General features: G+C 61.5%; 11 protein-coding genes and 2 pseudogenes. 9 read left to right on the forward strand and 4 right to left on the reverse strand.

The features are described 5' to 3' along the window. Positions 1 to 106: 106 nt before the first annotated feature. Complete coding sequence (locus tag BLT55_RS09560) at positions 107 to 946, reverse strand: IclR family transcriptional regulator (protein WP_054999792.1); 840 nt, start codon at positions 944 to 946, stop codon at positions 107 to 109. Positions 947 to 1186: 240 nt separating this feature from the next. On the opposite strand from BLT55_RS09560, the gene BLT55_RS09565 reads away from it, so the two are divergent. From BLT55_RS09565 to moaA, 9 genes and pseudogenes are all read left to right on the forward strand, one after another. Further along, a complete protein-coding gene (locus tag BLT55_RS09565) occupies positions 1187 to 2215 on the forward strand; it encodes an ABC transporter ATP-binding protein (RefSeq protein ID WP_054999791.1) in 1029 nt (342 codons plus the stop codon). After that, a complete protein-coding gene (locus BLT55_RS09570) occupies positions 2212 to 3084 on the forward strand; it encodes an ABC transporter permease (protein WP_054999790.1) in 873 nt (290 codons plus the stop codon). Before BLT55_RS09565 ends, BLT55_RS09570 begins: the two co-directional genes overlap by 4 nt. Before the next feature lie 3 nt (positions 3085 to 3087). Then, on the forward strand, positions 3088 to 3882 hold the full coding sequence (locus BLT55_RS09575) for an ABC transporter permease (protein WP_054999789.1): 795 nt from the start codon (positions 3088 to 3090) through the stop codon (positions 3880 to 3882). Between the two features lie 17 nt (positions 3883 to 3899). Beyond that, on the forward strand, positions 3900 to 4190 hold the full coding sequence (locus tag BLT55_RS09580) for a (2Fe-2S)-binding protein (protein WP_054999788.1): 291 nt from the start codon (positions 3900 to 3902) through the stop codon (positions 4188 to 4190). Next, positions 4187 to 5562: pseudogene (locus tag BLT55_RS09585) on the forward strand (FAD/NAD(P)-dependent oxidoreductase). Before BLT55_RS09580 ends, BLT55_RS09585 begins: the two are co-directional and overlap by 4 nt. After that, a pseudogene (locus BLT55_RS09590) lies at positions 5559 to 6741 on the forward strand (NAD(P)/FAD-dependent oxidoreductase). Before BLT55_RS09585 ends, BLT55_RS09590 begins: the two co-directional pseudogenes overlap by 4 nt. After that, positions 6738 to 7790 carry an ABC transporter substrate-binding protein gene (locus tag BLT55_RS09595; protein WP_054999787.1) on the forward strand — a complete coding sequence of 351 codons (1053 nt, stop codon included), beginning with the start codon at positions 6738 to 6740 and terminating at the stop codon, positions 7788 to 7790. Before BLT55_RS09590 ends, BLT55_RS09595 begins: the two are co-directional and overlap by 4 nt. A 139-nt stretch (positions 7791 to 7929) precedes the next feature. Further along, entirely contained in the window at positions 7930 to 9243 is a 1314-nt protein-coding gene (locus BLT55_RS09600; RefSeq protein ID WP_054999786.1) for a cation:proton antiporter, read from the forward strand. A 266-nt stretch (positions 9244 to 9509) separates the two neighbouring features. Continuing rightward, a complete protein-coding gene (gene moaA, locus BLT55_RS09605) occupies positions 9510 to 10508 on the forward strand; it encodes a GTP 3',8-cyclase MoaA (protein ID WP_054999785.1) in 999 nt (332 codons plus the stop codon). A 26-nt stretch (positions 10509 to 10534) separates the two neighbouring features. On the opposite strand, the gene BLT55_RS09610 is transcribed toward moaA, so the two are convergent. The 3 genes from BLT55_RS09610 to BLT55_RS09620 all read right to left on the reverse strand — a co-directional run bounded on the left by BLT55_RS09610 (position 10535) and on the right by BLT55_RS09620 (position 12188). Then, positions 10535 to 11068, reverse strand: coding sequence for a DUF3833 domain-containing protein (locus tag BLT55_RS09610; protein ID WP_054999801.1), 534 nt, complete (start codon positions 11066 to 11068; stop codon positions 10535 to 10537). A 17-nt stretch (positions 11069 to 11085) separates the two neighbouring features. After that, positions 11086 to 11610 carry a chalcone isomerase family protein gene (locus BLT55_RS09615; RefSeq protein ID WP_054999784.1) on the reverse strand — a complete coding sequence of 175 codons (525 nt, stop codon included), beginning with the start codon at positions 11608 to 11610 and terminating at the stop codon, positions 11086 to 11088. A gap of 260 nt (positions 11611 to 11870) precedes the next feature. Next, positions 11871 to 12188 carry a hypothetical protein gene (locus tag BLT55_RS09620; protein WP_054999783.1) on the reverse strand — a complete coding sequence of 106 codons (318 nt, stop codon included), beginning with the start codon at positions 12186 to 12188 and terminating at the stop codon, positions 11871 to 11873. Positions 12189 to 12483 lie beyond the last annotated feature (295 nt).

Raw genomic sequence — 12483 nt, forward strand, 5'->3', positions numbered from 1 at the left:
CCCAATGAGATCATCATCGGCTTATACAAATTTATCTTTAAAAACAGCGACGACCGGTCAGCAAGGCAATCAGGCGTCAAGATAACGCCGGACGCCGGAGGCCGATTTACTCCGCCTGCCCGAACACTTGGCTGGGGCGCCGCAGCGTCGGGTCGAAGGGGTTGATTCGGGCGCTGATGCTCGCCGCTTCGCGCTTGAGCAACTCCACCACCGTCATCAACCGGTCAGGGCCCAGGCGGTCGCTGATGGTTGCCACACTGAGCGCCGCGACCGAACGCCCGTTGCGGTCCAGAATCGGCACGGCCAGCCCGGCCATGCCTGGCAGCGCGCCGGTGTTGCGGGCGGCGTAGCCAAGGCGGCGCACGTTAGCGACCTCCGAGCGGAGAAACACTTCGTCATACAGATGGAAGTCCTTGAGGCGTGGCAGGTTGTAGGCAATCACCGTTTCCCGTTCGTCTTCAGGCAGAAATGCAAGGATCGCCAGACTGCCCTGCCCCACACCCAGCGCTACCCGGCCACCAATATCGCCGGTGAATGTGCGGATCGGGTAAGGGCCTTCGCTGCGATCCAGACAGATCGCGTCGAAGCCGCTACGCGCCAGCAAGAACAGCGAGTCGCCCAGTGATGCAGACAGGCGCAACAGGCTTGGGCGTACCAGGTCACGCAGGTTGCCACTGTTGCCGGCTTTGGCCGCCAGCGCGAAGAATTCGATACTCAGCCGGTAACGCTTGCTGAGCACATCCTGTTCGACCATGCCTTCGTCCATCAGGCTGCGCAGCAGGCGGTGAGTGGTCGGTTGCGACAAGCCGACACGCTGCGCCAATTGGGTCACGCGCTCCCCGCTTTCATCGCAGTCGCCCAGACAACGCAGGACGGCGAACAACCTGGACACTGCGCCGACACCAACGTCACGACCCTCAGCATTCCGATCACTGGAATTACTCATGGTTAATTCTCTATTGATGATCACTGAATGAATTAATTGAAAAAAACAGGTCATTCAGTGAAATTGCCATTGAGCGCATCCTAGCCTTCGTCCTACTCTCAGTCCACAGGGGCGATTTGAACAATCATCGGTAGCCGACTCAGAGCGAGCGCCAACGTCCACAGAATTGCATGACTTCATTTCGCATCTGCCCATGACAAACGCGCGCCTCGGCGCGCCCGTATCCAGGTGGAAGCAGGCATGGCATTTCTGCAGCTCGAAGGTCTCTCCAAACGCTACGGCTCCATAGACGCCGTGGTTGCAACGAACCTCTCCGTGGACAAGGGCGAATTCGTTTCGCTGCTCGGTCCCTCCGGCTGCGGCAAAACCACCACCTTGCAAATGATCGCGGGCTTCGTTGACGTCAGCGACGGGCGCATCGTGCTCGACGGTCGGGACATCACCCACGCCAAACCCAGCAGCCGGGGTCTGGGCGTGGTGTTTCAGAGCTATGCGCTGTTTCCGCACATGACTGTGGCCGATAACGTTGCGTTCGGCCTGCGAATGCGCAAAGTGCCCGCTGCCGAACTGCAACAGCGGGTCACCCGGGTACTGGAACTGGTTCGCCTCGGCCAGCACGCCGCGCGCTACCCACGCGAGTTGTCCGGCGGCCAGCGGCAGCGGGTTGCACTGGCCCGGGCACTGGTGATCGAGCCGCCGGTGCTGCTGCTCGATGAGCCGCTGTCGAACCTGGACGCCAATCTGCGCGAAGAAATGCAGTTCGAAATCCGCCGCATCCAGAAAGAAGTCGGTATCACCACATTGATGGTCACCCACGATCAGGCGGAAGCCTTGTCGATCAGTGACCGAGTGGTGGTCATGCAGGCCGGACGCATCACCCAGATCGACGAGCCGTATAAACTCTATGAGCATCCACGCACTCGCTTTATTTCCGGTTTCGTCGGCAAGGCCAATATGTTGCCGGGTGACCTCGACAGTGACGGCTGCCCGCAAATTCGACAACTGCCCGGCGACGGCGCACTGACCTTCAGCCTGCGCCCGGAAAAAATCGATCTGGTTGCCCCCGGCTGCGGTCGCCTGTCAGGACGCATCAGCACGCGCTATTTTCTCGGCAGTCAGTGGCTGTATCGCATCCAGACCGGCATCGGCGAAATAACCGTGGTTCGCCGCAACGACGGGCAAGCGCCGCTTGAAGAAGGTGCGCCGGTCGGCATGGACTGGCCAAACGAGTTGCTGCGTGTGCTGGCTGCCGACGAGGTGCGCGCATGAGCCTGTTGACCGGGATGCGTCAGGGCAGACGCGGCTACTGGCTGTCAGCCCCGGCGCTGGCGCTGTATATCGGTTTACTGGTGCTGCCGCTGGGCCTGACCCTGATGCTGTCGTTCAACGTGTTCGATTATCAGGTCGGCGTAAAAAGTGACAGCTACACGCTGGCCAACTACGCGGCCGTGCTCAGCGACTCGTATTTCTATGAAATCTTCCTGCGCACCTTCTGGATCAGTGCGCTGGTAACCCTTCTGTGCGTGCTGATCGGCGTGCCGGAAGCTTACATTCTGAGCCGCATGGGCACGCCGTGGCGCTCGATCTTCCTGATTCTGATCCTCACGCCGCTGCTGATCTCGGTGGTCGTGCGGGCCTATGGCTGGAGCCTGCTGCTGGGCGCAGACGGCCTGATCAATCAGGCGATCCAGTTCATGGGCGGGCGACCGGTGAAACTGCTGTACACCCCGTTTGCCGTGATCATCGCGCTGGTGCACGTCATGTTGCCGTTCATGATCATCCCGGTCTGGACCTCTTTGCAGAAGCTCGATCCCACCGCCGAACAGGCCGCGCTGTCGCTGGGTGCCAGTCAGGCAAAAGTGATGCGCCTGATCGTTCTGCCGCAAGTCATGCCCGGCGTGTTGTCCGGCTCGCTGATCGTGTTCGGCCTTGCCGCCAGTTCATTCGCCATTCCCGGCCTGCTTGGCGGACGCCGCCTGAAGATGGTCGCCACGGTGATCTACGACCAGTACCTCTCGGAACTGAACTGGCCGATGGGCGCGACCCTCGCGGTGGCGCTGCTGCTGGTCAATCTGCTGGTGATGCTGTCGTGGAACCGGATGATCGAAAGCCGTTACAAGAAAACTCTGGGGGAATGATTCATGTCCAGGAACGGTCCGTTGGCCCTGTCGTTTCACGCATTGGTGGTGATTTTCATGATGGCCCCGCTGGTGGTGGTGTGCCTGGTGGCCTTCACCCCGGAAAACACCCTGAGCCTGCCCACCACTGACTTCTCGTTACGCTGGTTCAAGGCGGTGTTCGAACGCGCCGATTTCATCGACTCGTTCTACAACAGCCTGGTGCTGGCGTTCATCTCGGCGACCCTCGCGACGCTGATCGCAGTCCCGGCCGCCCTGGCAATCACCCGACACACATTCCCGGGCCGCAACTTTTTCAACGCGCTGTTTCTCTCGCCGATCATCATTCCGCATCTGGTGCTGGGCGTGGCGATGCTGCGCCTGTTTGCACTGATGGGGGTGAACGGCAGCTTTACCTGGCTGATTTTCGCCCATGTGCTGGTGATTACTCCGTATGTGCTGCGTCTGGTGCTGGCTGCGGCAATCGGTATCGACCGCAGCGCCGAGCACGCCGCCGAGTCATTGGGCGCAAGCCGTTTCACGCTGTTTCGCCAGATCACTCTGCCGATGATCCTGCCCGGCGTTGCAGGCGGCTGGCTGCTGGCCTTCATCAACAGTTTCGACGAGGTCACGCTGTCGATCTTCGTCACCTCGCCTGCCACCCAGACCCTGCCGGTACGCATGTACGTCTACGCCACCGAATCCATCGACCCGATGATGGCCGCTGTATCAGCGCTGGTCATCGCCCTGACCGCCATCACCATGATCCTGCTGGACCGGGTCTACGGGCTGGATCGCGTGCTGGTCGGCAAACATTAACCCGGAGCTTTCACGTTATGGCACTGCTCAAGCGACTGGTCGAACGCGACCGCCCGGCCCTTTCGTTCACCTTGGATGGCGAGCCGGCCAGCGGCTTATTGGGCGATACCCTGTTGACAGCGGTGCTGACCGCCAGTGAGCACTTGCGCGGCAGCGATTTCAGCGCCGAGCCACGCGCCGGCTTCTGCATGATGGGCGCGTGCCAGGATTGTTGGGTGCGTCTGGGCGATGGGCAGCGAGTGCGCGCCTGCTCGACGCTGCTGGAAACCGGTCAAACGGTGCATCGCGAACCGGGGCGGCGGACATGAACGAGCGCAACGTCGTCGTCATCGGCGCCGGCCCGGCAGGCATTCGCGCCGCGCAGACGCTGCTGGCCCACGGCATCAAGGCGTACCTGATCGACGAAGGCCTGCGCGGCGGCGGGCAGGTCTATCGTCGCCAGCCGGAAAACTTCCAGCGCTCGGCCAAGTCGCTGTACGGTTTTGAAAGCGGCAAGGCGGTGGCGCTGCATCAAACCCTCGACACGCTGACACACCAGATCGACTACCGCCCGCAGACGCTGGTCTGGAACGCCGAGAACGGACAGCTCGACACCCTGCAAAACGGTAAGACAGCGACCGTCGATTACGCTCAGTTGATCGTCGCCACGGGGGCCACCGACCGCATTCTACCGGTGCCCGGCTGGACACTGCCCGGCGTCTACAGCCTCGGTGCTGCGCAAATCGCCCTGAAATATCAGGGCTGTGCGATTGTCGAACAGTGGTCTTTGCCGGCAGCGGGCCGCTGTTGTACCTAGTGGCCTATCAATACGCCAAGGCGGGTGCACAAGTGGTCGCGGTGCTGGACAGCGCACCCTTCTCCGCCCAGTGCAAAGCGCTGCCCGCACTGCTCGGCCAGCCGGGCACGCTCGCCAAGGGCCTGTATTACCGCGCCTGGCTGACGGCTCGAGGCATCCCGGTGCATCAAGGCGCGCAGCTTTTGCGCATCGACGGCGAACAGCGGGTCAGCGGCGTGCAGTGGACGCGCAGTGATCAACCCGCTGATCTGCCTTGCGATGCGGTGGCCTTCGCCCATGCCTTGCGCAGCGAAACGCAACTGGCAGACCTGCTGGGCTGCGATTTCGCCTGGAGCCCGTTGAATCGCGCCTGGTTGCCTGCGCGCGATGACTGCGGGCGCAGCAGCGTATCAGACGTGTACCTGGCAGGCGATGGTGCGGGAATCATGGGCGCCGACGCGGCGGAAATGGCCGGCGAACTGGCCGCCCTGAGCCTGTTGCAGGACCGTGGTATCGACGTCGACGCCCTGCGTGTCAGCGATTTGAAAACCGGCTTGCAGCGCATCGAGCGCTTTCGTCACGGGCTGGAAACGGCTTTTCCGTTCCCCGAGGACTGGGCTGTCAACGTGCCGGACGAAACCCTGGTGTGTCGTTGCGAAGAAGTCGCGGCGGGCGACATTCGCAGCACTGTGCAGGAAGGTCATTGGGAGATCAATCGGGTCAAGGCCATGTGCCGGGTCGGCATGGGGCGCTGCCAAGGCCGAATGTGCGGCTTGGCGGCGGCCGAGATCGTCGCGCACGAAAGCGGACGTTCGATCGAGCAGGTCGGCCGTCTGCGCGGCCAGGCGCCCATCAAGCCCATTCCGTTCGGCGTCGAGCCACACTCGGCGGAGCAGCTACCATGAGCGCGCTGATTGAAACCGAGGCGATTGTCATCGGCGGCGGCATCGTCGGCGCATCGGCCGCCCTGGCGCTCGCCCGCAAAGGCACGCGCGTCGCCCTGCTGGAGCGCGACTTCTGCGGCTCGCACTCCAGCGGCGTCAACTATGGCGGCGTCCGACGTCAAGGCCGCCCTTTGTCCCAATTGCCGCTGTCACAACGTGCGCACCAGATCTGGGGCAGCCTGCGTGAGCTGATCGGCATCGACGGTGAATACCAGCGCTCCGGCCATCTCAAACTGGCGCGCAGCGAGCAGCGAGCAGGACATGAATGCCTTGCGCGCCTACGCCGAGGCCAGTCGCGAATTTGGCCTGAACCTGCAATTGCTCGACCGCGAACAATTGCGCGCTCGTTATCCGTGGTCGGGCGATGTCGCAGTCGGTGCTTCCTTGTGCGCCGAGGACGGGCATGCCAATCCACGCCTGGTATCACCGGCCTTCGCACGCGCCGCTCGCCAGGCGGGTGCGCAGGTGTTCGAACAGGCGGCTGTCAGCGACGTCAGCCATGACGGCCAGGCCTTCATGGTCAGCACCATCAGCGGCCTGACCCTGCGCGCGCCGTGGCTACTCAATTGCGCAGGTGCATGGGCCGGGCAACTGGCGGCACAGTTCAGCGAACCGGTGCCGATGTATTCCGGGCATCCGGCGATGCTGGTGACCGAGCCGCTGCCGATGTTCATGGACGTCAGCACGGGCGTCGAAGGCGGCGGGATCTATGCCCGGCAGGTGGCACGCGGCAATTGTGTGCTCGGCGGCGGCCAGGGGTTTGCCCTCGACCCGGCGCGCGCCAGACCGGGACAAGCGGCGCTGCTGGATATCCTGCGCAACGCCGCCGAACTCTATCCGCCACTCGCCGGTGCCCAGGCGATCCGCACCTGGAGCGGCACCGAAGGTTATCTGCCGGATCGCGAGCCGGTATTGGGCCCGAGCCTGACCCGGCCGGGCCTGTTGCATGGTTTCGGCTTTGCCGGGGCCGGTTTCCAGATTGGCCCGGCGGCGGGCGAAGCGCTGGCCGAATGGGTCTGCGCGGGATCTTCGTCGATCTCGCTCGACGCCTTTTCCATTGGCCGTTTTCAGCAATCTCCCGCTCAGCCTGACCCCGTTACGAACGTCATCCCATTGCACAGAGGAAGGTCGTCCCTATGAAAAACCCCCACCATTTCGTCCGCACCGGCCTGTCATGCCTGCCTCTGGCAGCGGCGCTGTTTTGCCTGCCTGCGCAAGCGCAAACCACGCTGTATCTGGGCATGAACGGCGGGACCATGGAGCGGCTGTATGCCGATCAGGTCCTGCCTGCGTTCGAGAAAGCCAATAACGTCAAAGTGGTGATTGTGCCGGGCACCTCGGCAGACATCCTCGCCAAGGCGCAGGCCAGCAAAGACAACCCGCAGATGCACGTGATCTTCCTCGACGACGGCATCATGTATCGGGCGATTTCCATGGGCCTGTGCGACACCCTGCAACCGAGCAGCGGGCTGAGTGATCTGCCAGCCAAGGCGAAAATCAAGCAACAGGCAGCGGCGGTCAGCCTCGGCGTCACCGGTCTGGCATACAACACGCGAATGTTCAAGGAGAACGGCTGGAGCGCACCGACTTCGTGGATGGACCTGGCCGACAAGCGCTTCAAGGACAAGGTGGTGTTCCAGTCGCTGGCCTCGTCGACCTTCGGCCTGCACGGTTTTCTGATGTTCAACCGCATTCAGGGGGGCAGCGAGAAAGACGTCGAGCCCGGCTTCAAGGCCTGGCCGAAAACCATCGGCCCCAACGTGCTGGAATACATCGCCAGTTCGGCGAAGATTTCCGAGATGGTGCAAACCGACGAAGCTGCGCTGTTTCCGCTGACACCTACTCAGGTGACCGCATTGAAGATCAAGGGCGTGCCGGTGGAGTATGCGTCGCCCAAAGAAGGCGGCGTAGTGCTGAACGTGGCGGAATGTACGCTGGCCAACAACAACCAGCCGGAACTGACACAGAAGCTCGCCGCGTATCTGCTCACACCTGAAGCGCAGGCTCCGGCGCTGGAGTTCGGCGATCAGATCCCGTCCAACCCGAAAACCCCGACCAGTGACAAGACGCGCGCTCAGGTCGAGGCGATGGAAAAATACCTGGAGACCGCGGTGACCATCGATTGGGATCAGGTCAACCTCATCCGCCCTGAATGGAACGCCCGCTGGAGCCGCAGCATCGAGCGCTAGCGCACCGCCCGCCTGGCCGCTGACCATCAGCGGCAGGCGTTTTTTACCACCCGGCAAATTATTTCAACTTATTGCCGCATAGCGCAGTCCCACCGTTACGCCCACTTCTCAAGGCGCATTCAACGATGGTTCTTTGTCTATGAGTTTTATTGTCTGCATGAGCGTGCTCGGCGTCCTGTTGATGCTGCTGGCGCTCACCTCTTCCTATCTGCGCTGGATGCCCGTCACCACGTCGGCGGTGTGCCTGGCATTCGGTTTCGGCATCGGCCCGATGGGCCTCGATGTGGTGAATCTGGATTTCAAGGAATCCCACGAATGGCTGGAGCGCCTGACCGAAGTGGCGGTGCTGTTCTCGCTGTTCGGCACCGGCATCAAGCTGCGCCTGCCGTTGAGCGGCAAGGCCTGGCATTCGGCTTACTGGCTGGCCGGGCCAGTAATGCTGGCGACCATTGCGGGGGTCAGCGTCGCGGCGCATTACCTCATCGGGCTGGACTGGGGCGTCTCGGTGTTGCTCGGTGCCATGCTCTCGCCGACCGATCCGGTGCTGGCGGGGATGGTCCAGGTCAACAGCGCGCAGGATCAGGATCGGCTGCGCTTCGGTCTGTCCGGCGAGGCCGGGCTCAACGATGGCACGGCTTTTCCTTTCGTGATCTTCGCGTTGCTGTACCTGACCTCCGGTGGCGGCATGGCCAACTGGATAGAGGACTGGCTGCTCAAGGATTTGATCTGGGCCGTCCCGGCGGGCTTGCTGATTGGCTACTTCATGGGACGCGGCGTCGGGCATCTGATGATTTTTCTGCGCATCAAAAATGCCGACAGCACCACGTCGCCCAACGATTTTCTGGCCCTGGCGTTGATCGCGCTGGCGTATGTGGTCGCGCAGAGTGTGGGCGCGTTCGGTTTTCTGTCGGTATTCGCCGCAGGTTTCGGCTTGCGTCAGGCCGAAGTCCGCACCACCCGCTCGGACGTGCCGTCGGAACACGTGGCACAGCCCGTGCTCGGGCATATGACGGCTTCGCTGGAAAAAGGCACGGTGGCCGACACCAACGACTTGAGCGAATCCCAATTGGCCGCCGGCGTCATGATGGGCGACATGCTGGTGTTCGGCAACCTGGTAGAGCGAGCCATGGAAGTGCTGCTGATCACCTTGTTGGGCGCCGCACTGGCGTCGTATTGGGACTGGCGCGCCATCGGCCTTGGGCTGGCGCTGTTTTGCGTCATCCGCCCGGCGAGCGTCTGGCTGCTGGTCAGTCGGCGTCTGCTCAACCCACGGCAGAAGGCACTGGTCGGCTGGTTCGGCATTCGCGGCATTGGCAGCCTTGCGGATGACGTCGGCCACGTCGTCATCGGCATGACGTTGTCGGTGGTGGCGTTGAGTATTCTGGTGCACGGCATCAGCATCCAGCCGTTGCTCGAACGCTATGAACGCAGTACAGCGGCGAATTCTGACTGAACAGCGCGTGCCAGCGCCGTTGCCATAGAGCCTGTCGATGAGCGTATCGGAACAAGCAATTGGACTGCGGCAATTCGTCTCGGTTAGCGTGGCGGCATACAGCCTGTGCAATCTGCGCCTTGTATGGCTACTATGAAGACAAAACAAGGCACTCTGCCAGCCTGTCCGCCGGTGCAACCCGGCGTTCAGTGTGCAAAAGACCTGAACCCCTGCAACGCGCTGGCCTCCAAACGGAATACAGCTTTATCAATCAGTCAGAAGGTGAAATGTCAGAATCCGTCCTGATGGACCGCTTTGCCCGCAAAGTCGATTATCTGCGCATGTCGGTCACCGACCGTTGCGATTTCCGCTGCGTGTACTGCATGGCCGAAGAGATGACATTTCTGCCTCGGCAACAGATCCTGTCACTGGAAGAAATCCTCCAGGTGGCCGAGCGCTTCGTCGCGCTGGGCACCCGCAAGATCCGTCTGACCGGTGGCGAGCCGCTGGTGCGTGCCGGCGTGGTCGGGCTTTGCGAACGAATCGCCGCGCTGCCCGGCCTGCGCGAACTGTGCATGACCACCAATGGCTCGCAACTGGATAAACTCGCAGCGCCACTGTTTGATGCGGGCGTCACGCGCCTGAACATCAGCCTCGACAGCCTCGACCCGCAGCGCTTTCGCGAGCTGACCCGCACGGGTGATCTGCACAAGGTCATCGCCGGCATCGACGCCGCCAACGCCGCCGGTTTCGTGCACACCAAACTCAACTGCGTGGTCATGCATGGCCGCAACGATCACGAGATCAACGACCTGCTGGCGTTCGCCATCGATCGCAATCTGGATATCTCGTTCATTGAAGAGATGCCGCTGGGCATCATCAGCGAGCACAGTCGCGCCGAGTCCTTCTACTCCAGCGATCAGGTCCGCGAGAGGATTGCCGAGCGCTACACGCTGGTGCCGTCTACCGATTCGACGCAAGGCCCGTCGCGCTACTGGCGTCTGGCAGAAGCGCCGGGGATTCGCGTCGGCTTCATTTCTCCGCACAGCCATAACTTTTGCGGCACCTGCAACCGCGTACGGCTGACCGTCGAAGGCCGACTGCTGCTGTGCCTGGGTAACGAGCATTCGGTGGATTTGAAAGCGGTATTGCGCGCCAACCCCGGTCAGCCGCAGAAACTCGAGAAAGCCATTATCGACGCGATGCAGTTGAAGCCTTGGAGCCACAACTTCACCCATGATGACGGTGTACAGGTGGTGCGCTTCATGAACATGACCGGCGGCTGACCGGCGCGCCTTGTCCGCCCGCCCGGTTATATGCCGGTCTTGCGAAAGAACAGCGTGATCTGCCCGACTTCAACACCCAGTTTGCTCATGGACGAACGATTGGCCATGGTCTGCTCGTCGATCAGGTACATCCAGTCGTCGAGACTGACGTCGTATTCGGTACCGTCCACCGGCAGCCTGAGCACGTAATTCCAGTGGAAGCTGTTGCCCGCCACTTCGCCATACGCCTCGCCGACCACGTCTCCCGCGGTACCCTTCCAACGGCCAGGGCCATTGGGGCGCAGGCGCCATTCGCGAACCTGCTTAGTGCCATCGCTGTAACTGAAGGCCTCGTGCATGACCAGCACTTCGCCCTCACTGTGGCCATCGATCACCACGGTAAAGCGCTTGGTCACCTCGCCTGAACGCTTCTGAAACATGCCCCAGGCTTCAACGCGTCCGGTGAAATATTTGCGCAGATCGAGCTTCGGCGCTTCCTGACTGTAATGACTGACCGGCACGCCGCCGCAACCGCTCAGCGCCAGGCCCAGACACAGCAACACCATCCATTTTTTGAGCATGCGCCCTCCGTGATTGATCATGAGCCGGTACTTCCGAGCAGTTCTTCACGCAGCTCCGGGTTGCGGGTTTTCGGGTCAAGCCAGATGGAGAAAAAAGCCTTGGCGAACTGGCTGTCGGGGACTACGTGCTGCAGTTTAGTGCCCACATAGAAGCGCGCCTCACGACCAGGCAGATAAACGCCGGTAATCTTCATGCCGGGCTGCACATCGACGAACGATTGCTGCATGTGCTGGCGCCACGCGGTCAGTTGATCAGCACTGACAGCGGCTCCGGAAATACGCTTGATTTCATCGATGCTGGCATCGACCAGGTCTTCACGGTCGATGGCGCGGTGATACGTGAGTTCGAGTGCCAGCGGCGCGTCGGCCGTGAAAGGCTTTGCCGGGCTGGACAGCCTCGCGGTGTAGATGCGGAACCCGAACAGGGTGAGTTCGCCACTGCCTACCACTTGCGCGTTGGGTAGCGCTTCACGCCAGTCTGCCAGGGCGCTGCCGCTGAGCAGAATCAGGAACCATAACCATCGTGGCGCACGCGTGGGCATCGACAACCTCTGGAGATGTACCGCCGGGTCAGGGACCGACGGCCAGAAAGTCATGAGAGCCAGCGGTGTGGTCTATACCGAAACCGGGAAAAACAGCGCCATACACGCTGACTCGTGAGCGGAATCTATACCACTCATTTGGTTTTGTACAACAATAAGACAATGATTCAGGGTTAAAGCTGAAACGGTTCTGTTATCTGGCTGATACAGCCTGCTCCCTTCCGGGGTCGGGAGCAGACTCCGCTTAGTCGGCCGCTAGCTCAGGCCACCTGCGAATGCGAATGGCGCTGGGTCTTCTGCCATTCGCTTTTCAAGGCTTGCAGCGTGTTTTCCATGAACGTGCGATCCGCAGCGGCCTTCTTGCCAACGTAGCCCTGTCCACGGCGGAACATCTTCAGTGCAACACGCATCTGTGGATGGGCGTCGCGGAACTCGCACTCCCGGGTATGCGGCGCCATGGCATCGACATGCACTTCACCGGACTCGGCGATCCATACAATGTGATCGTACAGCGTGTCTTTGCGCGCGGCAAACAGGCCAGCCAATTGATCGATAGTCGGCTGTTTGTTGATATTCATGTTGATGCTCCTTCACTCGCAGACTGTTCAATAGTTGATACATCAAGTTCATGTGCCGGACGGTCATCCACGAACCCTGATGGAGTGTTCGTCGAATACAGTTCCAGCCCCTCAAGGACATGCAGGTAGCCTTGATGAGAAGCCGCTACACAGCGGCGTCAACGTTGCAGAGAAGAAGTCACGAAACCCAAAGACCCGGCCCGGAATCGACAAGCGATCCGCTACAAGCATCATGAGGACGTTTCGCCAGCTTCCCGCCTTTATCGACGACGATGCCAGGTCAGCTTCATCAATC

The organism is Pseudomonas cannabina (assembly GCF_900100365.1).
Classification (GTDB): Bacteria; Pseudomonadota; Gammaproteobacteria; order Pseudomonadales; family Pseudomonadaceae; genus Aquipseudomonas; species Aquipseudomonas cannabina.

Coding starts and splice junctions, on each gene's coding strand:
- moaA (WP_054999785.1), top strand. CDS start 9,510: ATGTCAGAATCCGTCCTGATGGACCGCTTTGCCCGCAAAGTCGATTAT.
- BLT55_RS09620 (WP_054999783.1), bottom strand. CDS start 12,188: ATGAATATCAACAAACAGCCGACTATCGATCAATTGGCTGGCCTGTTT.
- BLT55_RS09565 (WP_054999791.1), top strand. CDS start 1,187: ATGGCATTTCTGCAGCTCGAAGGTCTCTCCAAACGCTACGGCTCCATA.
- BLT55_RS09595 (WP_054999787.1), top strand. CDS start 6,738: ATGAAAAACCCCCACCATTTCGTCCGCACCGGCCTGTCATGCCTGCCT.
- BLT55_RS09570 (WP_054999790.1), top strand. CDS start 2,212: ATGAGCCTGTTGACCGGGATGCGTCAGGGCAGACGCGGCTACTGGCTG.
- BLT55_RS09580 (WP_054999788.1), top strand. CDS start 3,900: ATGGCACTGCTCAAGCGACTGGTCGAACGCGACCGCCCGGCCCTTTCG.
- BLT55_RS09560 (WP_054999792.1), bottom strand. CDS start 946: ATGAGTAATTCCAGTGATCGGAATGCTGAGGGTCGTGACGTTGGTGTC.
- BLT55_RS09610 (WP_054999801.1), bottom strand. CDS start 11,068: ATGCTCAAAAAATGGATGGTGTTGCTGTGTCTGGGCCTGGCGCTGAGC.
- BLT55_RS09600 (WP_054999786.1), top strand. CDS start 7,930: ATGAGTTTTATTGTCTGCATGAGCGTGCTCGGCGTCCTGTTGATGCTG.
- BLT55_RS09615 (WP_054999784.1), bottom strand. CDS start 11,610: ATGCCCACGCGTGCGCCACGATGGTTATGGTTCCTGATTCTGCTCAGC.
- BLT55_RS09575 (WP_054999789.1), top strand. CDS start 3,088: ATGTCCAGGAACGGTCCGTTGGCCCTGTCGTTTCACGCATTGGTGGTG.